The following is a 26,764-nucleotide window of genomic DNA, read 5'->3' on the forward strand; positions in this document are numbered from 1 at the left end:
ATGTAAAAATTTCTTTATCACTATAACTTATGCAACTAACCGCCACGAATGCCGTGATAATTAGAGTTATTCATCCAATTTACTTATATTTTCGGTCGTTCACCCATTTATTCAGAGTAATTGAGCTATTGTCGCATTACCTTCTTTTCATGTTAAAAAAGTAAAATCCCTCACAATGATAAAATGATAGCCATTCTAACACGAAGCGGTGAAATGAAGGGATCTCCACATGTTTCATATTTTTCAAACAACATGCAAAAAAACGAGGTCATACCATCTGCTAGTATACCTCGTTTAATTTTGTTTAGATCGATATTTAATTGTTTCTTAAGCAAATGCTGAAATAGCAACTAGCACCCAGGCAACGATAAATAACATACCGCCGATTGGTGTAATCGCTCCAAGCTTTTTCACGCCTGTAACGGCTAAAACATATAAACTTCCAGAGAAAAACACAATACCAGCAAACATTAAATAACCTGCCCACGAAAGCATACTAGATGCTCCTAAAAGGGCGTCACTAGATAAAATACCAAGTCCCAATAAACCTAATGAGTGATACATATGATATTGTACCGCAGTTTCCCAAATGGCCGCATAATGTGGTGACGCAAATTTATCTTTAAGTGCATGTGCCCCAAAAGCACCTAGCACAACACCAAGACAAGCCATAATAGCCCCTAAAACTAATAACATTTCCATATATACGTCTCCTATTTCGTCTCACATGCGATTTCTTTATATTTCGCATCCCATGCTGGATCAATTTTACTCAGGGATACCGGACGTAACGTATCTTTATGCGCTAAAATATGTACGGACTGAGCAGTCGCAGCTATTGTGCCATCTTCATGTAAAATTTCATAGCCATATGTTGTACGTAAACGATCATGTTTTTCCACCCATGTACGCACAGTTGCTACTTGACCATAATGCATAGCTGCCTTATAAGAAATGGATAAATCCATCACTGGTGATACATAACCATCTTTTTCTAATGCTGCATACTCAAAGCCTGCATCATTTACTAACTGTGAACGACCAATCTCCATCCAAATGATGTAGTTGGCATGATACACCACGCCCATTTGGTCAGTCTCAGCATATCGAATTTCAATTTGTTTCTCACTAACAAACATTTTCTTCACCTCGTCCTTCATTATAGCGTAAAAATATTGATTTGGCGGGTTTTTGCTCTATTGAATTTTGTGAGGTGAAAAACAATGGTTCGATTAAGTGTGATGATTAATGAAAAAACAAATTTATTATATGTTTATCTCTATTCCATATAAACTCGTATAAAATCTTTTAATTGGGGTACTTTCTGGGGTACCGTGGGGTACCATTATTTTAAACATAAAATACAACAGCATTGAGCAGGTACAATACTATAAATATATAATCATTAAAAAATCACTCATTTTTTTCGAATGAGTGATTTTTATGTCCATTTCTATTATCTGAGAACAACGAACTATCCATTAAATTAGTGGGTACCTTAAAAACAATACTGACAACACTTACCAATATTGATATAATTTTAATGATACAAATATATACAATAGAGGAGAATACTTTACAAATGAAGAAAAAATTAATTTTTAGTGCAGCACTAGTACTATCTCTTGGACTAGCTGGATGTGGAGAAGATACTACAAAGGATACTTCAGATAAACCTGTTGAAGAATCTAAAAAAGAAGATACAACTAAACAAAAAACTACTGCACCTGCTACTAAAGAAGAAACTAAATCAGATAAATTAACAGAGGAAAAGTTCAAACAAATCAAAGAAGGTATGACATATGAGGAAGTAGTTAAAATTGTCGGTTCTGAAGGTAAAGTAATTTCAGAAACAGGCGTTGCTGGTGATCCGTATCATACTGTAATGTACGAATTTGAAACTGATGGAACTTTCTCAACATCTAGTATGATGTTCCAAGGTGGTAAATTAATTAATAAAACTCAAATTGGTGTGGGTTCGTCTGATGTTAAAATAACAATTGATGAGTTTAATAAACTTGAAAATGGTATGCCAGAAGCTAAAGTATTTGAAATTCTTGGTGGTGAAGGAGATTTAATTTCCGAATCAGGTAATCTAAAAATGTATAATTACGCTGGCGAAAAAGCATTATCTAATGCTTCTATTACCATTCAGGATGGTAAATTGATGAACAAAACACAAATGGGATTAGAATAATATATAAAGGAAAGTCACTCATTATTTTTTAAATGAGTGACTTTTTTACCAAAAATAAACGATTTTTATCATGGTAAAGAAGTCTCTTTTTGGTTAAAGTTGTTTCTGGAGGTTTTTTTAAGAAATTACCTTTGACAACTTTAAGGAGGATACATATATGAGTAAGTTATTCAAAAAAAGTTTTATTTATCTAGCATTAATACTGCTAGCACTAATTAGCTATAACATTGAAGATGCACATGCTGAAGATGGTTATTCAGAAAATTTAATACCTAAAATGACTTCAATTGAATCAGAATTTGGTAAAGCATCCTCTTCGAATAACTATATTAGTACACCAAGTTGGCTAGCATTCGATGGTGAACTAAGTTATTATAAGACGGATTACACTGCTTGGGCATCTACCCAAGAAACAGGTTGGCTAGCCTACGAATTTACTACTCCAAAAGCAATAAGTAAATACGTAATGCATAATAGTGGTACCTCTCCAACATTATTCCCAAACACATGGACTTTTGAAGCTTGGAATGGTTCGGAATGGATAGTATTAGATTCTCAAAATAATGTTACAACAAAGGATTGGGCGAAGAACCCCGAACAAAGCTTTACCTTTGATAACAATAATTATTATAACAAGTATAGAATAAATATCAGCAAGGCTAATGGGGCATCTGGTACTGCCAGAGTTGGAATATGCGAACTTCAAATGATGGAAAAGAATTCAAACCCATCTGAACCTAACACTCAATCCATCACATTAGACAGAAATGTATTAGAACTTCTAGAAGGTAGCCAAGATAAGTTAATTGCAACAGTTACACCTGATACAGCAAAAGTAATTTGGTCATCTAGTGATGAATCAATTGCTACTGTAGATCAAGATGGTAATGTAACGGCTCTTCGCGAAGGTGAAGCAATAATTACTGCAAAAATAGAAAACACAGATATTACTGCCACTAGTACAGTAATTGTTAAGAAACCAATCAATGATTCTTCAAATGCTATTTTAAGCATTACATTAGTAAACGGTATAACAAAAGAGTATGACGTTACTAATAAAGTATTAAATGACTATTTGAAATGGTTTGATAGTGCACAAGGTAAATCAACATTCAAATTTTCAAAAACAATTTCACCTTATAAAAAGGTAACTGAATATATCGTACATGATAAGATTGCTTCATTTGAAGTAAGAGAATATTAAACACAAAATGACCAAGTACTCACTTTTTAACGAGTACTTGGTCATTGTTTATATGGCTTAAAAGTAATTTCTCAACCTATGTCTTAAATGCTTGATTGGCATATCAGAGAACTTCATCTTACCCAGCAATTTTAATACTTAGCTTACTGAATGCTCATTTGTTTTAACCCGTTTTACAGGGTAAACCTTTAATTTATTAACCTCTTAACACCTTAACCCTATATTTTTCCCACTCCGAAAAATTGTGACAAAAAGATGTATTCAATATGTTATAATGTTCCAATGTTCTAGAAATCTTTATTATTTGAAACGAGGTTGACAACAAGATGTAATCTTAAGAAATTTTGTATTAATTAAATATTTTCCAACATTTGATGAAGGAAAATGTTAGTAGAGGTTTAGACAAAAAGCAGATTCAAACGTTCGAGGCAGGAGAATAAGACATGGAAACACAAACGTACAAATATCCAAGACAAAAGATTAATGGAATTTGGCTAATAATTGCTGGCATAGCAATGTTTTTACTTTTAATAAAATATAACGGATATCCAAATGTTTGGCCTTTTATTTTCGTTTATATATTAGGCATGATTTGGCAATTAAACCCTAAAACTAGAAAGAGATTAGCGATTAGTTCTGGAACACCGAAACAAAATAAGTGGTCTAATTTTTCAATTATTTTACTATCTATTTTAGTTTTTCTCGTTATTAATTTATTTTCTAATGATTATAGAATTTGCTGGCTATTAATCCTTTTAGCTGTAGGTGTTCACTTCTTACCTTTTATCCCAGTGCATGGAAAATTAATGTTTTTTCTATCAATCAGTTTAATAATTAATGCATTCATTGGATTAAACTTCACAAACACAAGTCTGGATGTCTTTTTTGTAATAGATGGCTTAATCAAAATTTTATTTGGAAGCATTTTTATTAAGTTAAGTCCAATTAATTTTTAAAAAAAGGAGCTTTTTCAAAAACACTCTTAGATGAACATTTGCAAATATATGCATAATAAATGAACAAAAAAGCCCAGGCTCAAAAATGAGGACCTGGGCTTTAAAATTATGCTGGAATTGATTCAGCGTAAACTAAAATGTTTCTACGTTTCATTTCAGCAATAGCATTATTTGCAACAGCTTGTGATGGGTACGTGCCTGTTACAAAACGCCACTTGCCACTATCTTGAACGATCTGTACACATTCAGGCTTCGCTAAATTATGCTTACCAAGTGCTTGTCTTGCAGCATTTGCCTGAGACTGTGTATTAAATGTTCCTGATTGTACACGGTACAGCTTTCCATCGTTTACACCTTCAACAGCCTGATCTTTATCTTTAACAATCAGTTGTACTTTCATTTTACTGTTGGATGGTACAATTACAGTACCTTCTAACTTATAACCTACAGGTGCTTTCCAATTATTCGGAATCTCAAAATGATGTGCGTCATAATTATTCGCTGGCCAATAGCCTCCCCAAGAAATGCCCAACTTTTTAGCGATTGCCCCTACTCTAGAAAGTGTTTTAATGTCATATAAATCTTTTGGAGGTGCAACAGCAATATCCAAGCTCTACGTGACGTATGATTACTAGATTTTGTCCATGTAACTTTGGAACCTGGTCGTTCGCCCTTGCTCATATAAATAGTTTTGGCGCCCTTGAGATCGATAAGTTTCTGTGATGAAAATATCGAATATACCATCCTTATAACACTCCTGGAATAGTAGCCGACATGCTAATTGTGCACCTGATGTTAATTCGCTCAAATCTCGACATGTAGTAGTTACACTTGTCATTACTTATTCGCCTCCTCTTTTGATTTCAATTCCTTTTCAACGTCTTTACCTGCTAACTCATTTAATACTTCATTAGTGAAACGTTCCTCTGATTGGCTCTCGATGACTTTTAACTTTTCAGCCAAATGTTAAGGTACGAATACACCTAGTTGAGCCATGTTTTCAGTTATAGATAAAGCCTCATTAGCGATATAAAAAAGTACTGTTGCAAATGTTAACGTTCCATTTAACGACAGTACTTGATCAATAATATTCGCTGTGATAATAACAATTAAAACCAATAATTTACGTGCATATCCGAATAAACTTTTTCGACTCCACAAATTATCGTTTTTAATAGCCTTTATGATCCCAGTTAAAATATCTAAACCCATCAACAATAGTAATAGGTGTAAAAACTTTACCCCGCCAAATAAATATAAATGTGCTACTTCTAAATACTCCAAATTTAAACCTCCCATACTGTACACTCCTTTTGATTGCAAAATAAAAAGCACCCTCGGTTGAGAGTGCTAAATACGTTAATCGTCGATAAAATCAAGAGGGTTAAGCGTATATTTGTTGAAAATACCATATACATGCCCACAGTTGTCACAAAAAGCAACATTAAACCATGGATTTCCGCTCTCTGATTCTTCAGTACTATCTTCAGATACTATGTGTTCTAAACCTTCAATTTTACATTCAGGACACTTTGGTTTTGCCCTCCTACGGTGTGTTATAATAATTTCGAGAAACCTCAAAGGGCATTACCAATTCTGAGCTGTAGCGTGTGACGACGCTGCGGCTTTTTTAATGTATAAGGAACTTCAATTTGCACAAATTAACGTTGAGTGTATAGCACGCACTTACTAGGTTGTGACGCTAGTTGACCGTCACATCATCCCTCTACAGGGTCACTTCCATCTTGAGTGACCCTTTCTTAGTTTCTTTCTTCAAAGTGTTCAGTAGTTTAATTTATAAATATATCTATTAATCAACCAATAATGTAAAATATTACTTAATCCCATTTATCAGTCTTCTGATACAAAAACACACAACGGAGGTATACTATGGAAATAAAAATTGCAACACTAGATGAAGTTCAACAAATTGAGGTTCTATACCAAGAGCTTTTTTTAGAAATGTCAATCTTACAACCAAAATATATGCAACCTGCTAAACAAGATGTGAACTTTATTAGGAACTCAATAAATGAAAACGAATCAGATATTTTAATTGCTGAAAAAGATAATCAAGTATTAGGCTTTTTGCTTATTAAAGAAACGATAACACCTCCATATTCATGTCTGGTTGAACACAAATATGCCTTTATTATCGATGTAATTGTTGGAAACCAATACCAAAGTAAAGGAATTGGTTCAGCTTTACTTTTAGAAGCCAAAAAATGGGCAGAAAATCGCAATTTGGAATACTTGGAGTTAAACGTATTATCTGAAAATATTGGCGCTATAACTTTATATGAAAAACATGGGTTCAAAGATATGAACCATAGAATGCGTTTTGAATTATAGACGTTGAACACAGAATTCATTATGATGAGGAGCTGTTAACTACGGCTCCCAATACATCACTTCTCCTATCCCTTCCTGCACAATTTCTTTCAATCGTTCAACAACTATTTGCTTTTGATTTCTATAATTTCGACTTCTACATTTTGTTCACTTTGGATAATTACCTGTGCATCTTCATCAGAATGAATACCTTCTATTTCTCCGGTTTCTAAGCCCTTTACATGTTGTGTACCAATATGTGATGCCACATATCCCAATACTTCTTCTTGTTCATATCCTTTTAAGCCCCAATAATTTCGAACTTGTTCAATGGCTCCTGATAGGTTTTAGATTTTTTTGATCACTTACTAGTGTCATTGGTAAATATTGGTAACTTAATGAGTATTACATAATAATTTCTAGTGATAATAAAACCTCTTCTGAACAGACTAACTTGAGGAGGTGAAATCCATGTCAAAAAATCGAAACAAGAACCGAACTGCTGACCAAATTAGACAAAGAATCCAGCAAGCTGAAGCTAACAAAAATCAAGCTTCTGGTCGTTTTTCAAATCAAAATTTTATGAGATCAACGAACAACGTAGAATTCGGAACTGAGACTGATGCGAACCAAGTAAGACAACAAATTCAAAATGTGGAAGCAGAGTACCTCCAAGGAGCTTCTGGCCCTAAAGCAAATTATGGTTTTGGAAATAACTTAAATTAATTTTTTATTCGGCAGATTTTTTCTGCCGGTTTATGATTTTAATCCCCAAAATTTACCATTCAATCGTCACCTCTGCTCTAGGCTGCTCTGAATAAAATTTTCTCACGGTCATATCTACAATCTGAGAATCATCATGCCAAATAATTGTTACACCCATCCTTGATACCCTTAATCAAGTTGTCGAGATCAGGCTTTGTCATTGGACGTAATTCACCACTTGCTATAAGCTTTCTCTTTGGACCTGTATGGTATTTCTTTGGAGGCATGAAAAAAATATCAGCTTTTAGTTTAATAGGCTCTGTAATCAGTTCAGACGGCTTATTTTGCCATGCTACGATCTTTACGAAGTCTTTGCTCTTTGGTGCGTCATGTGTGACAACTTTCTTACCTCGCCTACTAAATCGAGGTCGCTCTTGCGGTTGAATGACCCCTGGTATTTCAAATGTTAAAGTGTTCATATTTGTATCACCTCTTTTAAAATGGGAGATCGTCCTCAGATACCTCAATCGGTCCCTTGCTATTAGCAAACGGATCTTCATCTGCTCTCGTATAACTCGGCTGATTATTACCGCCATTTTGCCCCTGTAGATTACCTTGATACGATCCACCTGTATTTGTTCTAGATTCGTAGTTTGAAGTGTTCTGTGAGCCTCCTGTGCCGTTTTTCGGCTCTAAAAACTGAATGCTGTCGGCTACAACGTTCGTAAAATAGATTCTTTGCCCGTCTCTCTCATACGAACCAGATTGTATCTTTCCATCAATCCCAACCAGTGATCCTTTCTTCAGAAAGTTAGCTGCATTCTCCGCCTGTTTTCTCCAAGTTTGTATTTGGATGAAGTCAGCCTCCGGTCACCACTCTGATTAGCAAATGCTCTGTTAACTGCTAATGTAAATTGAGCCTTTGCAGACCCTTGTGGTGTATATGAAAGGTCAACGTCTTTTGTAAGCCGACCAGTTAGGCAAACTCGGTTGATCATGCTGTTCCCTCCAGTAATTCAGGGTTTTCGTAGATGTTGCCGATTACTTGCAATTCATCGTTATATGCAGCAGGTGTAGATCATTCATCATAAGAACCACGGTAGTAATTTCCTGTATAACCAACAAGCCATTTGTAAGTTTGGTTCCAACCTTCTTCAACTAGGTTTTCAGACCATTTAACAATAGCTGCGTAACTTTCGATTCCTACGCCGTTGTCGATTTCCCAATAAATAACATCCCCCTCATAAATCTCCTTGCCGTTCTTGTCCTTTAAGCCTGTGTATTGATGTAAGTAATTTTGTTGTGAAGTTGATTTAATGGCTCTTTACCACTTGTGGCAAAAATATCGTTTATTAGCCCTCCCATAAATTCGATATGTTGGTTCATAAACGGATATGGACCATTTTTGACGTGTTCATTTTCAACCCAAGCACGAAACTTAATCTCTCTACTCATGCAGCAACCTCCCTTTCTCCAGCTTGGTAATAAGCATAGCCTCGTGGATCGTTTTAAACCCTTTGAATTCTTGAAGACGTAGCATCCACTTTTTAAACTCATTGAAGTAATGTTCATCACCTGTAATGTTCATCACCATAGACGTAATGATTTCGATGATTTAAGACGATTTGAGTTATGATGTCCTTCTCGTTATTCATGATCTTCACCACCTAAAGCTTCACGAGCAATTTTGTAAGCAGGTGTTTCCAACCTTCCATGATAGGTGCTGCTAGTCTCTTATAGATTAATGCGTCCTACTGTCCAAGGAGTATTTCGAGTTTTTAAATCAGCTGTTCCTATGCTGTTGAAGAAGAAATTCTTATTCGTGATCGTTTTAAAAAAATGGACTTTAGTGCTGCCCCTACCAGTGATAAAGAAAACTACTATAATGAAGAAGAGTTAGAGGTTTTCTTATTACGTGTTAAAGAAAATGACCCTACTACTCGATATTCATCTATTTTAACTTTAGCAATGACCGGGATGCGTAAAGGAGAAATGATGGAATTAACATGGAATGATCTTGATTTTAAAAACAGGATTATAAACATTAATAAAGCGCGCACACGCACTGGACTTGGGCCACCAAAAAGTGATAATGGTTATCGGAAAATTAGTATGAATGATGAATTATTTGCCCAATTAAAGAAGTATAAAGCGTGGTGTATTAAAATGAAATGGGAACGGAGTTTGAAACACGAAGATTCAGACTACGTATTTATATCTCGTCAGGGCTGCCGTCCGATAGGATTGACTTATGTTGAGGATGCAATTGATATGATATGTAAAAAATACGAATTGAGAAGAATCTCTCCTCATGGATTAAGACATACAGTTGCGTCTGTTTTACTTTCACGTGGAGAAACACTTGTCACTGTGGCAAAGGTATTAGGTGATGATCCTAATACTATTCTAAAAGAATATGTTCACTCATTTGAAAAAGACGAAATAAAATCAATTGAATTAATGAATCAGTTTGCAACAGGTGGATAACGAGAAAAAAGCCATATTTAGATGAATTTGGGGTACAAATTGGGGTACAGACTTTTTACGCAGCATTTGACTGACTTAGGTGTTAATAATGTAGTAGAAAATAACAGGCGGAAAGAACGCTATTGGAAATTAGTGTCCAGAGGGATTGAAATGATAAAATCGCTTAAATTGTAGTACCCCAATATTTAGATTTTTAGTCTAACTATTGGGGTGCAGTTAATGTCATCTTTAACAGTTTTATGAACTTTATCCTTTTTCACCACTTGCTTGTGCTAGCTTCGATAAATAATACTGTTCCTCCCTCCACATATGATCTGCCATTGGCGCTGTAAAAGTTCCTAATACTTCAGCGCTAAGTTCCATTTCCTCTAACTCTCGTAAAAAGGTCTTAAATAAAGTCATTTCTATCTCTACATCTTTATTAAAGCGCGTTAACGCCGGGAATGATTGTAAATTGGAACGTAAATAACCAGTTAGCTCTACTGCCTTTAAATAAAAGTGTTCAAAATGTTGGGTAAAAGCATTACTCTTTTGTTTCAGTCTTTTTTCTACACCATCTAACCCGTCATTAATGGCGCCAGCATGTCCTGATGCATCTAATAGCCAGACTAAGTGATGATGTAGTTCATGAAAGATCGGTGGAACTTCACCTTTTTTTAGATAACTAAGAACATTTTGATATTCCTCTAATTCATTGACCATATGATTCACAAAAGTAGGTGTTAAATGAATACCAATATCAGCTGTCAGTTGGTGTCTAAGAATATGAAACTTAAATTGCTTGAATTGTTCAACAGTCTCATCGACAGTGATTGAAAAGGAAATTGCTACATCAGGGGCATTAAGTGAATTTACAAAGGCAAGTAGCTGGGAAAATTGCTGAATAAATGAATTTGCTCTTTTTATATCCTCCGTCTCTGAAGGATACAAAGAATCATGAATAAATTGACCATGATCTTTCATTATTTCTAACCAAAATCTATGTTCAAATAATGCATGCTGTACATAATTTGACAACCATTCTCATCCCCTTTATTCTTTACGTCCTTCCATTCTATTCTTCTTTAATATCTAATATTAATTCACAATATAAGTTGCTTAAACGTATTTCTGCTACTTGTTAAAAGGCCTCTGCTTTTTTCTATTACACTTGCCTATACAGAATTTATTTAAATAGCATATGTTATGTCTACATGACAAAGAAAGGCAGAAGTTAATGGATCCACGTTTAGCACAATTATTTCAAAAGGTAAGTTTATATCTTTGGCAAATTACTATGAACATATTGATCCAGAAAAACATATGTATTTTTACGAAAAGCATTTTAAGTATGAAATCCAACTAGCTCAACTTTATTGGCAACTTCACAGAGAAACTCCTTATGTATACTAATCTAAATAACCAGGTACTCATTTTTGAAGTGAGTCCTGGTCATTTGTTTATATAACTTAAAATTAATTCCTCAACCTGTGTTTTCAGAGCATGATTGGCATATCGTAGCACTTGGTCCTCTTAAAAATGACTAAGATTTCAAGAAGTTGTTATTATCTACCACTTGATGTTTGTTTGGTAATTTTTAAATGTTGCTCTATTTTATGATGTACATTTTTCAGTCGCGCACTTAAAATGGGGATTGAAAGGAAGTGTAGGGAGTTGAAAAAACTATTTTATATTGGGGCATTATCCACACTACTACTTACAGCTTGTGGCGATGAAGCTGAAAAGCCAATTTCTGAAAATAAAACAAATGAAACATCGAAGCAAGAAGAAAAGGTAGAAAGTAAATACCCTTTCCCAAATAGTGAATTAATTGGGGACGCATCATTTATTATTAGCACTCCTGAAGATGATAGCTTAGATGGGAATGTACCAGTGCTATTTGTATCAAAAGATGATGTTCTAAAGGAAATTAGTATCTATTATGAAAACTTCGATAGTAGTGTTGAAACATACATATATATTAACGAAATATTTTATACTAAAGAACAAGTTGGAGAACTATCACAATCTGTATTGGAATTAAAAGAGGATAATTTAAAGGCTGGGGACTATACTATTACAGCTGTTCAATTCCCGGATAATGATCCAACCAAAAAGCCTATTAATTTAACTCAATCTAAATTTAAAATTGAAGAAAAATAAAGTAAATAAAACACAAAAAGCCCAGGCTCAAAATTAAATTGAGTACCTGGGCTTTATTGTGTCAATTTTGTCATCTTACTGTCATGTATAGAAATTTTAAACGTTAACCCGTTTAGTTATAGTTAAAGTAATTACAATATCAAGGAGAGAAAGAAAAATGAAATTAATAAAAATATTAACTTTACTGAGCTGTTTAACTATTTTTACTTTAGTAGGCTGTAGTTCTAACGATGTAGCACTTGAAAAAGATTACTATGTTCAAATCCAAGGAAAAGCAGAGAAAACAAATAACGAAGGACAGTATGTATATAATTTAAACGGATATGATAAAGATGGAAATGAGAAAATAGTCTCTTTCTTCGTTGAAGAAATGTTCGAAGAAGGAACAATTCTACTAGTTCCAAGAAGCTATGATGGATACACAGGAGAAATTAAAGTCATTCACGAAGATGAATTACCTAAAGAAATTAAAAAGAAATTTAATTTTTAACAAAAAAGGCCCAGGGCTCAAAATTAATTGAGTACCTGGGCTTTAATCGTAAATTTTATTATAACGTTCGTTTCACTACTGAAATTAGTAAGCTTAACGCTTCTCCATCCGTCATAGAGCCTACTCTATTACTATGATCCACCTTTAAAATACCTCGTTTATGAGTTTCTTTCAGTAATCCTTTTAAATCCTCTTTACCTGTTGATGTTAATGAATTTGCCATCTATGTTTCTTCCTTTGGTTTAATAGTTGTTGCTGGCTCCATAGCCTGTTCGATTCGTTTCACGAAGCTATTCCAGCGGTTTTCACTCAAGATACGGTGCCGACAGTATTTCCCGTTCCAATCCTGATGTTAGGTGGTTCACTTGAGTTTTGAAACTCAAATGATTCAATTAAATTTTCAATAGGTATTTCTTTTAGTTGTTTTGTTATTTCTTTGTACTGTTCAGGTGAGATTTCTCCAAATGGATGAGCTTCCGTTTTTACTGCTAATCGCAATTGCGCTGCTGTCACCCATTTATACATAAAAGCGATTTGCCAGAATTTCATTATGCCCACCACCTTTCAAGGCCATTACTTCTAGCTTTAGCTTAGTAACTAGTTTCACCAAGACTATTAATAAGCAAATCTTTCTGAATACCCTTTAGTTTTTCTTGTGCAAGCTGCTCCCCTAGAGATGCCACTCGTTCCTCCAATTTCAATCCTGTGCCAATTTTGATTGGCTCACCAAGAGTCCCATCTTCTGTGCGTTTTTTATATTCCATTACTCAACAGCCCCCGATATTAAGTGGATTTTGTGACTCAATGATAAGTCAGTGAGCGAAACTTCAAACTCCCACTCTCCACCTTGGCCACTGTAAATTCCGACAGTATTTCCTGCATTAATGCGTCTTGTCACTTTTACACTTGATTAGCATCTTGATCCGATGCGGTACCGGTAATTTTGAATATATCAGCATCAACTACACCTAACGTGTGAAGCATCAACCTACGCAATATTTTTTAACTGTTTTACCAAAAGCTATATGGAAAGTGGTTTCTCAGGTAAAGAAATAAGAAATAATTTCCCGGGTAAGCGCAAGAAATGACAAGTTTAGTCTTACATTCCAGCAACAAGCGACTGATTTTATCATCACCCTCCGCATTTCTGAAAATCCAAGCCAGAAATAAATCTCTGGTCTGTACATCATTCATCCAATTGCCCCACCTAATCTAGTAAATTCTCAATTTCGAATGTACTTTCTAACTTCTTTGTAGCCGACAGTATTCGCACTTATCACATCGATGAGGTTTTTTATGTCCTAGTTTCGCTTTTACAATGCTAGGTAGCATCTTTTGGTTCCTTGTTCTTTTCTGCATCTGCTTGTACGGGTTGTGTAGTGTCTTTTTCTGTTTCTCCGCATCCAGCTAAACCTAAACTTAGTAATCATATGCTTTAGATAACAGTATAGGAGCCGTTGCCTGTGGTAAGAAAGTTCAAGAGTTCAACACTTTGGTATAATGGAAGGTGGAAAAATCGAAATTCATTATAAGCCTGTTATTTCATTCGATGATGCCACAGTATTTGAAATAGAAGTTAAATAGCATATCATTCTTCACAGACAATTGCGGTAGGCTTATCACAAGTCACTCAAAATAAAACACCCCAATCGTTAGATTTTTAGTCTAACGATTGGGGGTGGCAGTTCATAATGGGTGGTTTTTTTCATATAAAGCTATTCATGGCTTCTTTTGTCTCGATTGAAAACGACTCTTCCTCATGGAAATCTTTTTAGTTCTTTTAATAAACCTTCTATACTATTGGCACCTTAATTCTCTAAAGTAGCTTTTTCAATTACATAGCTTTGAGGTATGAAAAATGTTCTGGTGTAAAATTCTGGATGTGGTTCAGTTAAATTCACTGCGTAATAGTTGCCAATTTTAAAGCCTTCACTTTTTAGAACAGTTCCTGCTTTCAATTTACCAGCAATTCTTTGATAATAATCATTATTGTTAATTAAATATGGTTTTATATGCTGCACTGTATCCTTTGTTACAATAAATAATTTATCCGTATTAACAAGTTCAGGTTCTATTATTTGAATGTCAGTTGGATCAATTTTATTTCTTTCAATACCGCCACCTACAAAACCCATATTATAGGTATGGACAAGCTCTCCTTGTTCAATTTCAAAATCTCCCCAAATATTTAAATACGTGTAATAGGAATGTGTATGAGTCCCCGAACTATCATCTTCCATGTAAAATGATTCAAATGGTTTATCTCTATTTATCCACAAATATGCTGGGTTATCATAAAATTGTACACGCTGTTCAAATGGAATCGCCGTAAATACTGTTAAATTTGTGGCTTGTACACGATATCCAGAGCTCATCCAATAATACGTTTGCCCATTGTATTTTTCGATATTATATACGCGGAAGTAGTTTCCCTTTTTAACTAACATCGATTCAAACTGTCCATTGACGTTTTTCTTGTACACTTTCACATCTTTTGAAAACGTCATTTTCCCTGTTTGCCCTTTGACAATTTCTGCTCCATTATACACCACTTTTGCTTCTGATTTTATTGGATTTACTACCGCAAATACAAATGCTGCTAGGAACACAATAAATAATTTTTTCATTATTCTCCCCCTCACCTTTATTTTAGAAAGGATAATTTATTAGTACTATATACCAGTAAAGCTAATATTTTACCAATAGAAATTAAGGATGTCAAAAATCTAAAAAGTTGATTGTTTTTCCATAACATAACTTCATCTATCGACCATTCAAACCAATTTTCTAAATTTGATCTACTATTTATTTGTGTACGACTATCACGTTATGAAGCCAGTTATATAACGGCACTGGTTGTTCTCTATTTGCTGTTTCTTCCACAAACTCATATTCACTAATGCGTTGTCTTGCTTGCATACACTCGTAGTTGTATCTCAATCCATATATTTCACATTCCCCCAATTCTTTTAATTGTTTTTTAGCCATTTCTTCATTATTGTATTTTTAATACTAATCTTATAAAATACCAATAATACCCATTATTGATAGGAGTTAATTAAATGAATCCAATACTTGAAAAAATGAATCTACTACAAACAGTTTCTGATATCTCAGAGTATACAAATTTTATAGTCTCTGAAGTAAATGATCATGTTGTAAGAATAGCCGTTATAGACGGTGAGTATCATTGGCATGAACATGATACAGATGAATTATTTATGGTTCTTGAAGGAGAGTTATTTATTGATCTAGAAAATAACGAAACTATTTCTTTACTTCCAGGTGAAATATTTAAAGTACCAGCTTTCACCCAACATAGAACACGTTCAACTGGAAGAACAGTAAATCTATGCTTTGAAAAAAAAGAAAACGATATTAAAGGAAAATCTTAAGTGCCAGTAAATGGCGCTTTTTTTACATTTTTTTATTATGAATACTCCTCAAAATCCTCATATTGTGCAGTAATATTGATAGTCAGGAGCATATCCAGCTTTACTGTATAGCCTTTATTTTTTTCTACTCGTACGATGCTTCTACTCCATTGCGCCCTCTGTAATCACAATATTCTGAACTTACTCACAGACTTATTAACAAAATCCACAAATACTAGAAATAACAACCACCAGTATAAAGTTGACATCTAAACCAAAAAATATTAAGTTACAATAATCCAATAAGGAGGTTTTTATACAATTATGGAACTATTACTCGGTTTTATACCTATTCTATTTCTATTACTTTTCTATCTTGCACCATTAGTATTTATAGTTTGGTTTGTATTTAAAATTATTAACATACAAAATGAACAAACTGAAATTCTAAAACGTATAGCGGATAAACTAGATAAGTAATGGACTAATTGGAGATTACCTATAACAAGCTTTCTAACCTCTCGCATACCGCGAAACTATTACTTACTATGATAATTCGATAGTTTGGATACCTAGTCATGTATTCCAGCACCAAAAGTCTGATTTCAACTTTGGGCTCATTATAGTTGCAAAGATCTTTGCTTTTTTACATTGCCAGAATGAGAACAAGAGGTAGAGACAAAGCTGAACAAATCCTAAAAATGCGCGAGAAATCAATTTTAGAAACGTTGATTTCTCGCGCTTTTCTGATGGGATTTTTCGAATATGTACCTATGTCCCAGCCTCTTTTACATTTTTTTAATACCTACAAAACTAAATAATATTGAATATTAATAATGTACATTGTTAATTTTATTTTCAGTATAAAGCTGTTCTGAAACGTTTCGCGACATCAATGTCTGATTAAACAGCTTTTATGGTACGAACGTTATTTTACAAAAGTGATGCAGAAACCTTTTCCAATTCTTTTCGTTCTTTAATATATAAAGGGAAATGAATATGTTCGGTTTGCTTAATCTTGGACGCCCTGTACTTGGCTATTTCCAATCGGAATTCTTTTACGTTCTAATAAGCAAGTTCATACTAATGGGATCGTATTTTGTAAGATTTAAGGGGTTATATTAGTACATAAAAATACTATTATAATATGATAAACTATTACATTTTTGTATAAAACGATGTAATTTTTTATAAATTTCTTTTAAAATCATAGGAGGCTTTTATTATGGGATTATTTGATATGTTTAAAGGTGACAAAGAACACAACGAACAAGGTATGAACCCTCACTTCGCATTCGCAACATCTTTACTTTATATGATGGGTGCAGATGGAGAATACGATAACGAGGAGTTAGGTCAATTATTAGCAGTTCTCGGTGGGGCGAAAAAAGGTAACTCTGTATATATCGGTGGTAATAATGGTGATTTAATGGACAAAGCTATAAAATATGTGCGAACTAATTCTGTAGAACAATTTTTAAGCGAAGCTTCACCAGTCTTAACGGATGCTCAAAAAATGTGTATTTTAGTTAATATTATTGATTCTTCATTTGCTGATGGCGAAGCTGAAATTGAAGAACAACAATTATTCGGCAAATTCTTAAATGCTTTCGGAATTTCTGAAGAAAGATTCAAACCATTCTTTGAAGTTATTGTACTAAAGAATGACCGTTCTGTATTCATTAATCCAAACCACGCTAAAAATCAACCAGGATTTAAAGTAGAGCTTCCTGTTGGGTGACACTTAAAAAGACTAGGTACTCATATTAATGAGTACCTAGTCTTTTTATTTAGATGACTAGTAATTCTTCCACTTGTCTTTTAAGCGAATTAAATCTGCGTTTTTTGGAAATATAAACCTTGTCCTACTGGTTGAACAGTTTCTAGTACAATGTCAACCATTTTTTCATTAACAAGAGTTTTTATTATCCATGCTGATAAATCTTGTGCAGCAAAACAGCCAGCTGCAGTAGAGACATTGCCTTCATTTACGAAACTTTGTTCAATTACATCTACATCAAATTGTTTAAGTTGATCTACTACAGTCGGATATGTTGTTGCTTTTTTACCCGTTAACAAATTTTTAGCTCCTAGTAGCAGAGCACCTGAACACATAGAACCTATTAATTGTCTTTGAGGATCTATATGAATTTTATCGAGATATTCTTGATTTTTATATAAGTCTTGTATTCCCTTACCACTGGCAAATATTACAGCGTCAGCAATAGGAATATCGGATATGTTTCCTGTCATTGGTATTCTCAAACCTGACATAGATATATGTGTTGTTTCTGTCCCCAATAATTGGACATCCCATTCTGACATACCACCAACTAGACGTACACGATTTAATATATCCCATGGTAAAAAAACATCTATATCAGTGAAGTTATCGAAACAAACAATGGCAATTTTCATTCTCTAATCCTCCATTATTTTAATATTAAAATATTTCTATTATATTAATTATAAGCATAATCAAGGGAATTTAAGGCCCCTCATCATATTTCCGTTCCGACTGGGCGTTTTTATTCTGTAAGTCCTTCAAGGTAAAGCCTCTTGCTAAATTCGTTTTATAAAAGTGAATTATATTTTTTTACAACTAATGGAATAGATAGTACATATAAATCAATAGCATACGTAATAATCGTTATCCCTTTACCTTCTTCAGTAAATTTTGCTTGTTGAAACTCTTCTGAAACCTTTCTTTTTCCCCATTTTTTAGGTAACCATTCAAATCCTAAAAACATAACATTAATCTACCTTCTTTTCGCATAAATTGCACCATAAAGGGCCATTAATTCAAATTCCACTACTACACTGACTTATGTATAAAATTAAGAAATTTCCCACAATCTTTTGACCTCCACCAATTCTTGCCCATCAAATTCCATTCTGTATATGTCCGGTTTTGTTGTTTGAAGTAAAAAGTTCAAATCGTACTTACTGTCATAATACCCCATCATCAAAGTCATAACAGCACCATGCGTGCCAATCACTACTCTCTTTCCTTGATATATGTTTAATATATCTTTCAAAACTGTTATAGCTCGTTCCTGGCAATCAGCATTGGACTCTCCTCCCTTTAAAGCAAAGTTTGAATCAGAAAATGACTTTTGTATTAAAGGAAATAATTCCTTGTCAGACATCCGCGTGTCTTCAGCATTAAAAATTCTCTCTTTAAGGTCTTCAAAGACAATTACTTCTTTTTCAATTAGCTCAGCTACTTTTTGAACAGTTAGGATTGAACGACGATACGGGCTTGAGATAACAGTGTCAATCCCCTCTTCCTGTAATATGTCAGTTATTAGATGAGCGTCTAATCTACCTTTTTCAGATAATTCTCTTGTTCTTTCGTCCCCATATTTTGGCGAATCACCGTGTCGAACCATATATATGAATGTCTCCATAAATGCCCTCTATCTTTTCATTGTTATTTACTATGTATTCTAAATCTTTACATATAAGAAAACAAAATGATATGCTTAAAAAAATTAACACTTATAATTTTTTGCCCCTTGACTATATAGTTACTATATAGCTTAAAGTGTGAAACGAACATAATTGATTGTATGTAAAACATACAACTTTATCATTTTAGGAGGATCATTGATTATGGGAGAAAGTATTAAGTTAAGACCGTTAGAAAGAGAAGATTTAAAGTATGTTCATAAATTAAATAATGATTCTAGAATCATGTCCTATTGGTTTGAAGAACCATATGAATCTTTTGTAGAACTCCAAGACCTATTTGAAAAGCATATCCATAAACAAAGTGAAAGACGTTTTATAGTTGAAAAAGAAAATGAAATTCTTGGATTAGTCGAATTAGTTGAAATTGACCTGATTCACCGCAATGCAGAATTTCAAATTATTATTGATCCTAATTGCCAAGGAAAAGGATATGCCTATACTGCTACTACTTTGGCAATGAAATACGCCTTTCATATTTTAAACCTACACAAATTATATTTAATTGTTGATAAGGAAAACGAAAAAGCTATTTACGTTTACAAAAAAGCAGGATTTCATATTGAGGGAGAACTTCAAGAAGAATTTTTTACGGAAGGCAAATATCGAGACGCCTTTCGCATGTGTGTATTCCAATATGAATTTAATAATAAAAAATAACTATACATTTAATTGTATTTTTTCTATAGTTATGCCCTCCTATGACGAACAAGCCATAGAAGGGCATAACCAAGCTAAGCTGAAGCGTATTACGAAGTTATTCGAATAAGGAGATGATTGCAACAATCCACGCTGCTATCACAAGTAATAAAAACCACCAACCCATAAACTTTATAAACATCTTTAAAAATGGTTTCTTTTTGAATTTATCTGAAAAGGAACTCATCTGTATTGCACCCTCAGGATGCTTCAACAGCATATAAGAAATACTGCCAAAAATTAATGTAATCAATATTGCCACTATAAACAATTCCAATAGTCCCACCTTTACGTTTAATTCATTATCCCTCTGACAAGAACCTCGAAGTGTTTGTTCATTTTCATTAACACTCGTAAATTTCCCAAACAAATACTCTTTTGGCTATCAGCTTGTATATTTTACTATTTTCTACTCTATAAATCTCCCCTTTTTTCGTAGAATAATTATTCTTCCATACAATCTTCATTCCATTTTGTTAGCAATGTAGCATTATGGATGCTTTTGGATTCGATTAGTGAGACTCGACATTAACGATATTATTCCTTTTAAGATGACTTTCTCTTTACCCTTCTTGTTCCGCCTGAGCGTTTTTCCAATAAGTGTTTGCTCCATTACTTGTTAAAGTTGCATTTTTCGGTACTTGTTTCATTATTAGTAGAACATTTAGCAAATCCACTGATGATCCCATTGAGTTTAGTATGATCAAGAATTTTATTGTCGCAGTTAATAGTCCACATATACTTAAAATAAGTGGGAAAATTACTGAAATAATCGTAAAAGGAGCAATAGTAATGAACATATATCTTGGTTTTGAAATCTTTTCTTCCGTCATTACAAAAGCTCCGAATAGAGTAAGCCCTACAGAAGTTTTTTCCGATTTCATAAAATTTGGGATGAACATCAAATGAAGTAATTCGTGAATTATTAATAGAAAGACTATCCCCAAAATAACGCTTAAGTTAATGTTTATTGATATTCCACCGGATGTAAATCCAAAATCTCTCCAAGAAATACTAGAAAAAATATTAATTACCCCAATAGAGATCATTGAAGCGACAATCATTAAAGGGATAGATAACAATATAGCACTTATTAAATTCTTAGGTTCTTTCATAGGAATCCAACCATTTTTAATTAAATCAAAATGTAGATTTGGGTTACTTTTTGGCAATTTGTATAGTAATTTCATTTAACCCCTCCATCTAAATCAAGAACTTTACAATCTATTGATTTTTAATAATTTCTCTTAATTGAAAAATCCCTTCGTTAATTTCGTCGAGTGAAGCATAGCCATAAGAGATTCGTATAAACTGTCCTGATTTTTCAGCATAAATACTACCGGGATTTAGAAGAATATTGTTGGATAATGCTTTTTCGAATAGTCTTTTTACTTTAAATTCAGGTTTTATTTTAACCCATATGAACAATCCACCTTTTGGGATGTCCCATGTAGCGTAAGGACTCAAATATTTGTCCATTGCGTCTAGAGCAACTTTTCTACGAGTCTTAAGTTGTTCTCTTACTTTATGAAGGTGATCATCATAGAAATTACTAGATAACCACTCTGCTGCAACTAGCTGAGAAAGCGTACTTGATCCATAATCGGATTGCATTTTTAAATCTGCTAATCGATTAATGACTGACTCCGAACCAACTATCCAGCCAATTCGTAATCCCGGACTAAGGGTTTTTGATAAACTCCCAACATATAATACATTTCCGAAATGGTCCATTGCTTTCAATGGTATAGGTGGTGGATTATCAATCCATAAATCACGGTACACATCATCTTCTATAACTGGCAGCTGCTCTCTTTCACAGTATGCAATTAATTTTTCACGTCTGTCTTCCTTCATTAAGGCGCCGGTTGGATTATGGAAGGTTGGAATCGTATATAAAATATTCTTCCCTTTTTCCTTTGTCGGATAAATGGAATCAATAATAATCCCCTCATTGTCCATCGTTAATCCTTGCAGCTCCATCCCTGCAGACTCAAAAACAGTCAACGAGTAAAGATAGGACGGCATTTCTAACAATACCGTCGAACCTCTTTTTAGGAGTCCGATTGAAATTAGATGTAAGGCTTGGAGCGCACCAGAAACTACAAGAATGGACAACGGAGATGCCTCTATTCCTCTTACCTTTAAATAGTCACTAATTGCTTGGCGTAATTTTATATTTCCTTTTGGCTCTTCATAGCCAAATGAAGTTAATTGATTCGATACCTTCTGCACGATGACTTTCATCTCTTCTAACGGGAACATCTCAGGTGATAGCTCCCCTTTACTCAATTGAATAAGATTCGAATTCGATTCCGCTTCGTTAATCTCCTGCACCATAGAAACACTAGGCTTATGAATGCCTACAGTGACATTTTCATTCCAGTTAGTTGAAGATTTTGACCCCATCAAAGTCCAAGTATTATTAGTGACGATTGTTTCCTTCCCTGCTTTACCTTCCAGTAGCCCGTCTGCCATTAGTTCCTCTAATGCTGTAATAACCGTACTGCGATTAACATCAAACTGTTTTGCCAGATTACGTTGACTTGGTATGGGGCTGCCGATTGCCCACTCCCCTTTAGCAATTTTTTCTTTAATAAAATCAATAATCAATTGATATTTTGGTTTTTTCATATGTATGCCCTCATTTAAATCAATTTTGCCTAGGCATAAGTGTGTCCGGAATCTGCTATGTGCTTAGGCCTGCAAATGTTCTTTGTGCGAAAGCCTAGTGCTAACGCAGCGTCAGCAGCACGATGTTTTTTGCGCGAAAGCGTAGTGCTAACGTAGCGTCAGCAGCACGATGTTTTTTGCGCGAAAGCGTAGTGCTAACGTAGCGGCAGCAGCACGATGTTGATCACTCAGTCGTATGTTGTTGTTGTTGTTGCTGCTGTCGCTGCGCTTTCGCACAGATAAATTGCCACAGGACGTGGCGTTCTTAGACTGAGTTCCTCTATTCCGGAGGATGTTTACCTAACAGCTGAAAGAAGTTAAACTGGTTGGTTTTTTTCATTTTTACCTGTTGGAGAAATTTTACCAAAATCCTATTAATATTGAAAACATGAATTTAATTAGTTGGATAAAGAGGTGTATTCATGTTAAAAACATTAGATATTAAGATTATTTCGGCTCATTTCATAACAATCATTTTATGGGCTTCAGCTTTTCCAGGAATACGGGTGGCATTGACAGCATATTCTCCTGAACATATATCACTTTTACGATTATTAGTCGGCTCATTCATATTAATAATCATAGCAATTATTACAAAAACTCCTTTACCTGCGTTAAAAGATATCCCCATTATTTTATTTCTTGGCTTTTTAGGTTTCACCGTGTATCAAGTAGCGCTAAATTATGGAGAGCAAACGATTAGTGCTGGCGTTGCAAGTTTACTTGTTTCAACTACCCCTATATTCACCGCTTTATTAGCAGTAGTCTTTTATCGTGAGAAGCTTGGATTATGGGGATGGGTAGGTTCGTTGCTTAGCTTTTCTGGTGTAGCATTTATTACAGTTGGAGGTTCAACAGAAGGTTTTTCTTTTAATACGGGGATTATTATTGTTTTAGTAGCATCTCTTTCAGAAAGTATTTACTTTGTTTTTCAACATCGTTTTCTAGAAAAATACGGAGCTATTCCCTTCACAATGTACGCCATTTGGTCAGGTACCATTTTTATGTTAATTTTTTCACCTGGCCTTGGTGAAGCAATTTTGAATGCGCCGTTAAATGCAACATTAGTCACTTTGTATCTTGGAATTTTCCCAACAATCATTCCTTATTTTATGCTAGCCTATGTTACCTCACGAACAGGAGCAGCTGAAGCAACAAGTACGCTTTATTTAACTTCTGTTTTTGCATTTCTTATTGCATGGATTTGGCTTGGTGAAATTCCGCATTCTTCTGCCATAACAGGTGGCTTAATTACTTTAGCAGGTGTAATTATTTCAAACATAAAGAAAGAAGATGTTAATAATGCTCAAAGTTTAAACTAACTTGAATAATTGCTCCGTTGATCATTACAACAGGTATTATTTCCATACCTGTTGTCATTTTTCAAGAGGCATTTTCTAACCTTTGTAGATGATGCTTGATTGGAACATGTACACCTGTTTGCCCTATTTAACTTTAAAAATGCTTGAAAATCATTACGCCCTCTTTTTCTCTTAAACCGCATAATAAAAACCCTTCACAATTATGTGAAAGGCAATTAGCGATTTAGATGCGAAAAAACTCACTTGAAATAAAAATTCATCGCGTTTTGATAAAGAATTTTTTCCGCAGCCATTGCATCAAACAATTCTTGAATTAGTTCAACATCCTCATAAGCAAAAGGTCTTTTTGCTCGTGTGGATGGCAAGTCTGTTCCGAACATTAACACCTCAGGATTGGTAGCATAAATGGATTTCAAAGCATTTTTTACATCAAGCTCCACACGACCAAAACCCGTCGCCTTTACTCGTACACCTTTTTCTACGAGCTTTAACAAATGAGGTAAGCCTTCCTCGGATAACCCTAAATGATCAATCGAAATAGCCGGTAATTTTTCAATCGTTGGGGCAATGTCAGGCAAGTCTTTTGCGTCTATATATAGTTCACTATGCCAACCGGCTAAATCATGAACTCGTCTCGCAAAGTAATCGAGCTTCGATAAATCTTCGGAGCCCCCACGCTTCACATTGAATCGTAGTGCGCGTACCCCTTTTTTATGTAAATCAATAATCTCATCATCGGTCACCGAAAATGGTAGTTGCGTAACACCACAAAATGCCGAACCCATTTTCTCTAAAGCATTCACTAAATAACCTTGGTCAAAACCTTGGAAAGAACCAGATACAATGGCACCCCCTCCAATAGTATAAGTAGCTGTGTCTTTTTGGTAATCTTCTACAACATAACTCGGTGGTACATATCCTTGATTTTCAGTAATAGGAAAATCAAAATCAATAATGTGAAAGTGTGCATCAAAAATTTTCATCTTTCCGCCTCCTTTCTTTTACGTTATCAAATATAAAACATAAAGAAAAGTGATGAATATTTATAGAATCACATAAGTTTATCTTATTAAGATACAGGTCATCTTAATAAGCCGCTCTGCTTAGCCACCAGATACAACTTTATAAAGCCCAATTTATCAAAACGAAAAAAGGGCAGGCTCACAAAAATTTGGTGATTGCCCGGGCTTTTGGTTTTATGCATGCTCATTTGTTCACCATGACATTGATAGGTTTCCACATCATTCACAATTGATTCTGAACAGATCATGAAATTATTTACTGTAGATCACTTATTTTTAGATTGTTTGAGTTCTACGACCATATTAGAAAGCTTCATAAGCGTTTTCCAATTACGGACCGTTGCTGGAACCTCAAGCTTTTTTAGATTATTAATAAGTTTGGCATTGCGAATGCTGTCATAGAATAAAAGATACACATCTCTTCCATTTATGACACTGAGTTCTCTTTCATTTGTAAAAGATAAGAACTTGTCACTATCGACCTTAGTTGGAGCTGCAGGTAACAAAGCAACATGCAAACATTCCCCATTAGAGGAATTACTCGCTGCTGAAACCTCTTCCTCTGAAAATGGAGATTGACGAACAATTTGCTGTAATTCTTCTGCTGTCCTAATGACAACAACACTAGATACCCCAAAATCTTCTTTAATTTTATCGTGAATTTTCTTTTGCAAAATGTCCTCATGTTCATTTGATTCAAAAAGGATGTTTCCACTTTGGATATATGTCTTCACATTTTGTAATCCTAGTTGCTCCATGGAACTTCTTAATTCGGCCATGATTATTTTATTGTGTCCGCCTACATTTATGCCTCTAAGTAGTGCGATATAAATGGTCATACGATCCCGCCTTTTTATCTCCATTTTATTTACTAAAAATTTCTACATCCTTATATTCCTTCAAAGGTTGATTCTCTAGAAAGTCAATAATCATCTCGTTAAATATATCTCGGCGCATCGTACTTAATGGATCGAATGCATTTTTGAATAATGCTAGTTGTGCATGTTGAATATGGTTAAAAATAGTTCGGGATCCTTTCCCTTCATCAACGCCCGTCATCATTTTTCCTTCACCACCCATTACAAGCGTAGGCGATTTTATTCGATGCAATTGATCAGTATGCGTTGGAAATGGTGCTTTTTTCATTGCAAGAAGCATTTTCTTATCAATTGAAAAAGACTCCCTTAAAATCCGCTGAGTATAAGCGTCGTCCTTATAAAATTTCATCATGAGATTTATAATTGTACGGTATGGAAGTAGACTGAATATAAAATTTGATATGGATAGTACCCAGTTAGCTGCAATTGTCGGCATCTCACTATAACTATTAGAGACTACGAGCTTATCTACATATGTTGGATATTTTATCGCGAGCAGTGTAGCCAATTGGCCGCCTTGCGATACACCGACTACATGAATTTTGCTAATTCCAAGTACATCTAGAAAACATTTGATATCTTCCACAATTATATGATGATCGTATTTATTATTAGGGAAATCCTTTGTCGTTTCACCATGTCCTCTATAATCAGGCATAAGCATTTGATAGCGCGAAGAAAATGCTTCAAATTGAGGCTCCCACATTTTCCATGATGCTCCGCTCCCGTGCAAAAACAATATAGGCGTCCCTTGACCTTTAATTTCGTAATGGATCATGATACCGTTCGCATTAACTTTTGGCATAAAGATTC

36 protein-coding genes and 2 pseudogenes are annotated in these 26,764 nt (G+C 34.3%); 12 read left to right on the forward strand and 26 right to left on the reverse strand.

Going from position 1 to position 26,764, the window contains the following annotated elements:
• Positions 1-327: 327 nt before the first annotated feature.
• On the reverse strand, positions 328-702 hold the full coding sequence (locus BFJ97_RS09590; protein ID WP_068984418.1) for a DUF423 domain-containing protein: 375 nt from the start codon (positions 700-702) through the stop codon (positions 328-330).
• A gap of 11 nt (positions 703-713) precedes the next feature.
• Complete coding sequence (locus tag BFJ97_RS09595) at positions 714-1,139, reverse strand: acyl-CoA thioesterase (protein WP_068984419.1); 426 nt, start codon at positions 1,137-1,139, stop codon at positions 714-716.
• A 443-nt stretch (positions 1,140-1,582) separates the two neighbouring features.
• On the opposite strand from BFJ97_RS09595, the gene BFJ97_RS09600 reads away from it, so the two are divergent.
• From BFJ97_RS09600 to BFJ97_RS09610, 3 genes are all read left to right on the forward strand, one after another.
• Positions 1,583-2,197: a DUF3862 domain-containing protein gene (locus BFJ97_RS09600; protein ID WP_068984420.1), complete on the forward strand. Its 615-nt coding sequence runs from the start codon at positions 1,583-1,585 to the stop codon at positions 2,195-2,197.
• A gap of 157 nt (positions 2,198-2,354) precedes the next feature.
• Positions 2,355-3,401, forward strand: coding sequence for an Ig-like domain-containing protein (locus tag BFJ97_RS09605; RefSeq protein WP_068984421.1), 1,047 nt, complete (start codon positions 2,355-2,357; stop codon positions 3,399-3,401).
• 443 nt (positions 3,402-3,844) lie between these two features.
• Positions 3,845-4,357 (forward strand): DUF6609 family protein, encoded by a 513-nt coding sequence (locus tag BFJ97_RS09610; protein ID WP_068984422.1) that lies wholly within the window; start codon positions 3,845-3,847, stop codon positions 4,355-4,357.
• 106 nt (positions 4,358-4,463) lie between these two features.
• Here BFJ97_RS09610 and BFJ97_RS25105 read toward each other — a convergent pair whose 3' ends face one another.
• From BFJ97_RS25105 to BFJ97_RS09625, 4 genes and pseudogenes are all read right to left on the reverse strand, one after another.
• A complete protein-coding gene (locus tag BFJ97_RS25105) occupies positions 4,464-4,967 on the reverse strand; it encodes an SPOR domain-containing protein (RefSeq protein ID WP_068984423.1) in 504 nt (167 codons plus the stop codon).
• A 21-nt stretch (positions 4,968-4,988) separates the two neighbouring features.
• Positions 4,989-5,195: a hypothetical protein gene (locus BFJ97_RS25110; protein ID WP_068984424.1), complete on the reverse strand. Its 207-nt coding sequence runs from the start codon at positions 5,193-5,195 to the stop codon at positions 4,989-4,991.
• Positions 5,195-5,320, reverse strand: coding sequence for a hypothetical protein (locus tag BFJ97_RS25435; protein WP_302621790.1), 126 nt, complete (start codon positions 5,318-5,320; stop codon positions 5,195-5,197). Before BFJ97_RS25435 ends, BFJ97_RS25110 begins: the two co-directional genes overlap by 1 nt.
• 6 nt (positions 5,321-5,326) lie before the next feature.
• Positions 5,327-5,656, reverse strand: a pseudogene (locus tag BFJ97_RS09625) (phage holin family protein); the annotation flags it as partial.
• 591 nt (positions 5,657-6,247) lie between these two features.
• Between BFJ97_RS09625 and BFJ97_RS09630 the strand changes: the two are divergent.
• Complete coding sequence (locus tag BFJ97_RS09630; protein WP_068984425.1) at positions 6,248-6,709, forward strand: GNAT family N-acetyltransferase; 462 nt, start codon at positions 6,248-6,250, stop codon at positions 6,707-6,709.
• Between the two features lie 104 nt (positions 6,710-6,813).
• On the opposite strand, the gene BFJ97_RS24655 is transcribed toward BFJ97_RS09630, so the two are convergent.
• Positions 6,814-6,957 (reverse strand): hypothetical protein, encoded by a 144-nt coding sequence (locus tag BFJ97_RS24655; RefSeq protein WP_175401725.1) that lies wholly within the window; start codon positions 6,955-6,957, stop codon positions 6,814-6,816.
• 202 nt (positions 6,958-7,159) lie between these two features.
• On the opposite strand from BFJ97_RS24655, the gene BFJ97_RS09635 reads away from it, so the two are divergent.
• Entirely contained in the window at positions 7,160-7,414 is a 255-nt protein-coding gene (locus BFJ97_RS09635; protein ID WP_068984426.1) for a hypothetical protein, read from the forward strand.
• A gap of 52 nt (positions 7,415-7,466) precedes the next feature.
• Here the strand turns inward: BFJ97_RS09635 and BFJ97_RS25805 are convergent, their stop codons facing one another.
• The 5 genes and pseudogenes from BFJ97_RS25805 to BFJ97_RS09650 all read right to left on the reverse strand — a co-directional run bounded on the left by BFJ97_RS25805 (position 7,467) and on the right by BFJ97_RS09650 (position 8,848).
• On the reverse strand, positions 7,467-7,571 hold the full coding sequence (locus BFJ97_RS25805) for a RusA family crossover junction endodeoxyribonuclease (protein ID WP_439097999.1): 105 nt from the start codon (positions 7,569-7,571) through the stop codon (positions 7,467-7,469).
• The gene (locus BFJ97_RS25810) at positions 7,546-7,872 is read right to left on the reverse strand and encodes a RusA family crossover junction endodeoxyribonuclease (protein WP_254660146.1); all 327 of its coding nucleotides are present in this window, start codon (positions 7,870-7,872) and stop codon (positions 7,546-7,548) included. Before BFJ97_RS25810 ends, BFJ97_RS25805 begins: the two co-directional genes overlap by 26 nt.
• Positions 7,873-7,888: 16 nt before the next feature.
• Positions 7,889-8,391, reverse strand: a pseudogene (ssb, locus tag BFJ97_RS09645) (single-stranded DNA-binding protein).
• An 80-nt stretch (positions 8,392-8,471) separates the two neighbouring features.
• Positions 8,472-8,711, reverse strand: a complete 240-nt coding sequence (locus BFJ97_RS25660; protein WP_083226988.1) for a YopX family protein — start codon at positions 8,709-8,711, stop codon at positions 8,472-8,474.
• The gene (locus BFJ97_RS09650) at positions 8,663-8,848 is read right to left on the reverse strand and encodes a hypothetical protein (protein WP_068984427.1); all 186 of its coding nucleotides are present in this window, start codon (positions 8,846-8,848) and stop codon (positions 8,663-8,665) included. Before BFJ97_RS09650 ends, BFJ97_RS25660 begins: the two co-directional genes overlap by 49 nt.
• Before the next feature lie 384 nt (positions 8,849-9,232).
• Between BFJ97_RS09650 and BFJ97_RS09655 the strand changes: the two genes are divergently transcribed.
• A complete protein-coding gene (locus tag BFJ97_RS09655) occupies positions 9,233-9,880 on the forward strand; it encodes a site-specific integrase (protein ID WP_068984428.1) in 648 nt (215 codons plus the stop codon).
• 246 nt (positions 9,881-10,126) lie between these two features.
• Here BFJ97_RS09655 and BFJ97_RS09660 read toward each other — a convergent pair whose 3' ends face one another.
• Entirely contained in the window at positions 10,127-10,897 is a 771-nt protein-coding gene (locus BFJ97_RS09660) for a DUF2935 domain-containing protein (RefSeq protein WP_068984429.1), read from the reverse strand.
• A gap of 636 nt (positions 10,898-11,533) precedes the next feature.
• Here BFJ97_RS09660 and BFJ97_RS09665 point away from each other — a divergent pair.
• Together BFJ97_RS09665 and BFJ97_RS09670 are read left to right on the forward strand one after the other, a co-directional pair.
• Positions 11,534-12,022 carry a hypothetical protein gene (locus BFJ97_RS09665; protein WP_068984430.1) on the forward strand — a complete coding sequence of 163 codons (489 nt, stop codon included), beginning with the start codon at positions 11,534-11,536 and terminating at the stop codon, positions 12,020-12,022.
• 157 nt (positions 12,023-12,179) lie between these two features.
• A complete protein-coding gene (locus BFJ97_RS09670) occupies positions 12,180-12,512 on the forward strand; it encodes a YxeA family protein (protein ID WP_068984431.1) in 333 nt (110 codons plus the stop codon).
• A 58-nt stretch (positions 12,513-12,570) separates the two neighbouring features.
• Here the strand turns inward: BFJ97_RS09670 and BFJ97_RS24660 are convergent, their stop codons facing one another.
• The 4 genes from BFJ97_RS24660 to BFJ97_RS09685 all read right to left on the reverse strand — a co-directional run bounded on the left by BFJ97_RS24660 (position 12,571) and on the right by BFJ97_RS09685 (position 15,139).
• On the reverse strand, positions 12,571-12,735 hold the full coding sequence (locus BFJ97_RS24660; RefSeq protein ID WP_175401726.1) for a hypothetical protein: 165 nt from the start codon (positions 12,733-12,735) through the stop codon (positions 12,571-12,573).
• 86 nt (positions 12,736-12,821) lie between these two features.
• Positions 12,822-13,061 carry a hypothetical protein gene (locus BFJ97_RS25665; protein ID WP_068984432.1) on the reverse strand — a complete coding sequence of 80 codons (240 nt, stop codon included), beginning with the start codon at positions 13,059-13,061 and terminating at the stop codon, positions 12,822-12,824.
• A 41-nt stretch (positions 13,062-13,102) separates the two neighbouring features.
• A complete protein-coding gene (locus BFJ97_RS24665) occupies positions 13,103-13,276 on the reverse strand; it encodes a hypothetical protein (protein ID WP_175401727.1) in 174 nt (57 codons plus the stop codon).
• A gap of 1,044 nt (positions 13,277-14,320) precedes the next feature.
• Entirely contained in the window at positions 14,321-15,139 is an 819-nt protein-coding gene (locus BFJ97_RS09685) for a hypothetical protein (RefSeq protein WP_068984434.1), read from the reverse strand.
• Positions 15,140-15,574: 435 nt separating this feature from the next.
• Here BFJ97_RS09685 and BFJ97_RS09690 point away from each other — a divergent pair, with 435 nt between their 5' ends.
• Together BFJ97_RS09690 and BFJ97_RS09695 are read left to right on the forward strand one after the other, a co-directional pair.
• Positions 15,575-15,907 carry a cupin domain-containing protein gene (locus tag BFJ97_RS09690; protein ID WP_068984435.1) on the forward strand — a complete coding sequence of 111 codons (333 nt, stop codon included), beginning with the start codon at positions 15,575-15,577 and terminating at the stop codon, positions 15,905-15,907.
• Positions 15,908-17,111: 1,204 nt separating this feature from the next.
• Positions 17,112-17,627: a TerB family tellurite resistance protein gene (locus tag BFJ97_RS09695; RefSeq protein ID WP_068984436.1), complete on the forward strand. Its 516-nt coding sequence runs from the start codon at positions 17,112-17,114 to the stop codon at positions 17,625-17,627.
• 89 nt (positions 17,628-17,716) lie between these two features.
• Here the strand turns inward: BFJ97_RS09695 and BFJ97_RS09700 are convergent, their stop codons facing one another.
• From BFJ97_RS09700 to BFJ97_RS09705, 3 genes are all read right to left on the reverse strand, one after another.
• The gene (locus tag BFJ97_RS09700; protein WP_068984437.1) at positions 17,717-18,304 is read right to left on the reverse strand and encodes a DJ-1/PfpI family protein; all 588 of its coding nucleotides are present in this window, start codon (positions 18,302-18,304) and stop codon (positions 17,717-17,719) included.
• Between the two features lie 155 nt (positions 18,305-18,459).
• Positions 18,460-18,636: a hypothetical protein gene (locus tag BFJ97_RS24670; RefSeq protein WP_175401728.1), complete on the reverse strand. Its 177-nt coding sequence runs from the start codon at positions 18,634-18,636 to the stop codon at positions 18,460-18,462.
• 87 nt (positions 18,637-18,723) lie between these two features.
• Positions 18,724-19,296: a histidine phosphatase family protein gene (locus BFJ97_RS09705; RefSeq protein ID WP_068984438.1), complete on the reverse strand. Its 573-nt coding sequence runs from the start codon at positions 19,294-19,296 to the stop codon at positions 18,724-18,726.
• Between the two features lie 205 nt (positions 19,297-19,501).
• On the opposite strand from BFJ97_RS09705, the gene speG reads away from it, so the two are divergent.
• Positions 19,502-20,017: a spermidine N1-acetyltransferase gene (speG, locus tag BFJ97_RS09710; RefSeq protein WP_068984439.1), complete on the forward strand. Its 516-nt coding sequence runs from the start codon at positions 19,502-19,504 to the stop codon at positions 20,015-20,017.
• A gap of 97 nt (positions 20,018-20,114) precedes the next feature.
• On the opposite strand, the gene BFJ97_RS09715 is transcribed toward speG, so the two are convergent.
• The 3 genes from BFJ97_RS09715 to BFJ97_RS09725 all read right to left on the reverse strand — a co-directional run bounded on the left by BFJ97_RS09715 (position 20,115) and on the right by BFJ97_RS09725 (position 22,690).
• On the reverse strand, positions 20,115-20,333 hold the full coding sequence (locus tag BFJ97_RS09715) for a hypothetical protein (protein WP_083226978.1): 219 nt from the start codon (positions 20,331-20,333) through the stop codon (positions 20,115-20,117).
• Positions 20,334-20,619: 286 nt separating this feature from the next.
• Complete coding sequence (locus BFJ97_RS09720) at positions 20,620-21,246, reverse strand: DUF3267 domain-containing protein (RefSeq protein WP_068984440.1); 627 nt, start codon at positions 21,244-21,246, stop codon at positions 20,620-20,622.
• A 34-nt stretch (positions 21,247-21,280) separates the two neighbouring features.
• Positions 21,281-22,690 (reverse strand): PLP-dependent aminotransferase family protein, encoded by a 1,410-nt coding sequence (locus tag BFJ97_RS09725; protein ID WP_068984441.1) that lies wholly within the window; start codon positions 22,688-22,690, stop codon positions 21,281-21,283.
• Between the two features lie 461 nt (positions 22,691-23,151).
• On the opposite strand from BFJ97_RS09725, the gene BFJ97_RS09730 reads away from it, so the two are divergent.
• Positions 23,152-24,051 carry a DMT family transporter gene (locus BFJ97_RS09730; protein WP_068984442.1) on the forward strand — a complete coding sequence of 300 codons (900 nt, stop codon included), beginning with the start codon at positions 23,152-23,154 and terminating at the stop codon, positions 24,049-24,051.
• Positions 24,052-24,290: 239 nt separating this feature from the next.
• Here the strand turns inward: BFJ97_RS09730 and BFJ97_RS09735 are convergent, their stop codons facing one another.
• From BFJ97_RS09735 to BFJ97_RS09745, 3 genes are all read right to left on the reverse strand, one after another.
• The gene (locus BFJ97_RS09735; RefSeq protein ID WP_068984443.1) at positions 24,291-25,034 is read right to left on the reverse strand and encodes an amidohydrolase family protein; all 744 of its coding nucleotides are present in this window, start codon (positions 25,032-25,034) and stop codon (positions 24,291-24,293) included.
• Positions 25,035-25,339: 305 nt separating this feature from the next.
• On the reverse strand, positions 25,340-25,912 hold the full coding sequence (locus tag BFJ97_RS09740; protein WP_068984444.1) for a DUF1697 domain-containing protein: 573 nt from the start codon (positions 25,910-25,912) through the stop codon (positions 25,340-25,342).
• A 25-nt stretch (positions 25,913-25,937) separates the two neighbouring features.
• Entirely contained in the window at positions 25,938-26,756 is an 819-nt protein-coding gene (locus tag BFJ97_RS09745) for an alpha/beta fold hydrolase (RefSeq protein ID WP_068984445.1), read from the reverse strand.
• Between the last annotated feature and the right edge of the window lie 8 nt (positions 26,757-26,764).

Source organism: Lysinibacillus xylanilyticus (assembly GCF_001708185.1).
Lineage (GTDB): Bacteria > Bacillota > Bacilli > Bacillales_A > Planococcaceae > Lysinibacillus > Lysinibacillus xylanilyticus_A.

Coding starts and splice junctions, on each gene's coding strand:
- BFJ97_RS09590 (WP_068984418.1), bottom strand. CDS start 702: ATGGAAATGTTATTAGTTTTAGGGGCTATTATGGCTTGTCTTGGTGTT.
- BFJ97_RS09595 (WP_068984419.1), bottom strand. CDS start 1,139: ATGTTTGTTAGTGAGAAACAAATTGAAATTCGATATGCTGAGACTGAC.
- BFJ97_RS09600 (WP_068984420.1), top strand. CDS start 1,583: ATGAAGAAAAAATTAATTTTTAGTGCAGCACTAGTACTATCTCTTGGA.
- BFJ97_RS09605 (WP_068984421.1), top strand. CDS start 2,355: ATGAGTAAGTTATTCAAAAAAAGTTTTATTTATCTAGCATTAATACTG.
- BFJ97_RS09610 (WP_068984422.1), top strand. CDS start 3,845: ATGGAAACACAAACGTACAAATATCCAAGACAAAAGATTAATGGAATT.
- BFJ97_RS25110 (WP_068984424.1), bottom strand. CDS start 5,195: ATGACAAGTGTAACTACTACATGTCGAGATTTGAGCGAATTAACATCA.
- BFJ97_RS09630 (WP_068984425.1), top strand. CDS start 6,248: ATGGAAATAAAAATTGCAACACTAGATGAAGTTCAACAAATTGAGGTT.
- BFJ97_RS09635 (WP_068984426.1), top strand. CDS start 7,160: ATGTCAAAAAATCGAAACAAGAACCGAACTGCTGACCAAATTAGACAA.
- BFJ97_RS25805 (WP_439097999.1), bottom strand. CDS start 7,571: ATGGGTGTAACAATTATTTGGCATGATGATTCTCAGATTGTAGATATG.
- BFJ97_RS25810 (WP_254660146.1), bottom strand. CDS start 7,872: ATGAACACTTTAACATTTGAAATACCAGGGGTCATTCAACCGCAAGAG.
- BFJ97_RS09650 (WP_068984427.1), bottom strand. CDS start 8,848: ATGAGTAGAGAGATTAAGTTTCGTGCTTGGGTTGAAAATGAACACGTC.
- BFJ97_RS09655 (WP_068984428.1), top strand. CDS start 9,233: ATGGACTTTAGTGCTGCCCCTACCAGTGATAAAGAAAACTACTATAAT.
- BFJ97_RS09670 (WP_068984431.1), top strand. CDS start 12,180: ATGAAATTAATAAAAATATTAACTTTACTGAGCTGTTTAACTATTTTT.
- BFJ97_RS24660 (WP_175401726.1), bottom strand. CDS start 12,735: ATGGCAAATTCATTAACATCAACAGGTAAAGAGGATTTAAAAGGATTA.
- BFJ97_RS25665 (WP_068984432.1), bottom strand. CDS start 13,061: ATGAAATTCTGGCAAATCGCTTTTATGTATAAATGGGTGACAGCAGCG.
- BFJ97_RS24665 (WP_175401727.1), bottom strand. CDS start 13,276: ATGGAATATAAAAAACGCACAGAAGATGGGACTCTTGGTGAGCCAATC.
- BFJ97_RS09685 (WP_068984434.1), bottom strand. CDS start 15,139: ATGAAAAAATTATTTATTGTGTTCCTAGCAGCATTTGTATTTGCGGTA.
- BFJ97_RS09690 (WP_068984435.1), top strand. CDS start 15,575: ATGAATCCAATACTTGAAAAAATGAATCTACTACAAACAGTTTCTGAT.
- BFJ97_RS09695 (WP_068984436.1), top strand. CDS start 17,112: ATGGGATTATTTGATATGTTTAAAGGTGACAAAGAACACAACGAACAA.
- BFJ97_RS09700 (WP_068984437.1), bottom strand. CDS start 18,304: ATGAAAATTGCCATTGTTTGTTTCGATAACTTCACTGATATAGATGTT.
- BFJ97_RS24670 (WP_175401728.1), bottom strand. CDS start 18,636: ATGTTTTTAGGATTTGAATGGTTACCTAAAAAATGGGGAAAAAGAAAG.
- BFJ97_RS09705 (WP_068984438.1), bottom strand. CDS start 19,296: ATGGAGACATTCATATATATGGTTCGACACGGTGATTCGCCAAAATAT.
- speG (WP_068984439.1), top strand. CDS start 19,502: ATGGGAGAAAGTATTAAGTTAAGACCGTTAGAAAGAGAAGATTTAAAG.
- BFJ97_RS09720 (WP_068984440.1), bottom strand. CDS start 21,246: ATGAAATTACTATACAAATTGCCAAAAAGTAACCCAAATCTACATTTT.
- BFJ97_RS09725 (WP_068984441.1), bottom strand. CDS start 22,690: ATGAAAAAACCAAAATATCAATTGATTATTGATTTTATTAAAGAAAAA.
- BFJ97_RS09730 (WP_068984442.1), top strand. CDS start 23,152: ATGTTAAAAACATTAGATATTAAGATTATTTCGGCTCATTTCATAACA.
- BFJ97_RS09735 (WP_068984443.1), bottom strand. CDS start 25,034: ATGAAAATTTTTGATGCACACTTTCACATTATTGATTTTGATTTTCCT.
- BFJ97_RS09740 (WP_068984444.1), bottom strand. CDS start 25,912: ATGACCATTTATATCGCACTACTTAGAGGCATAAATGTAGGCGGACAC.
- BFJ97_RS09745 (WP_068984445.1), bottom strand. CDS start 26,756: ATGCCAAAAGTTAATGCGAACGGTATCATGATCCATTACGAAATTAAA.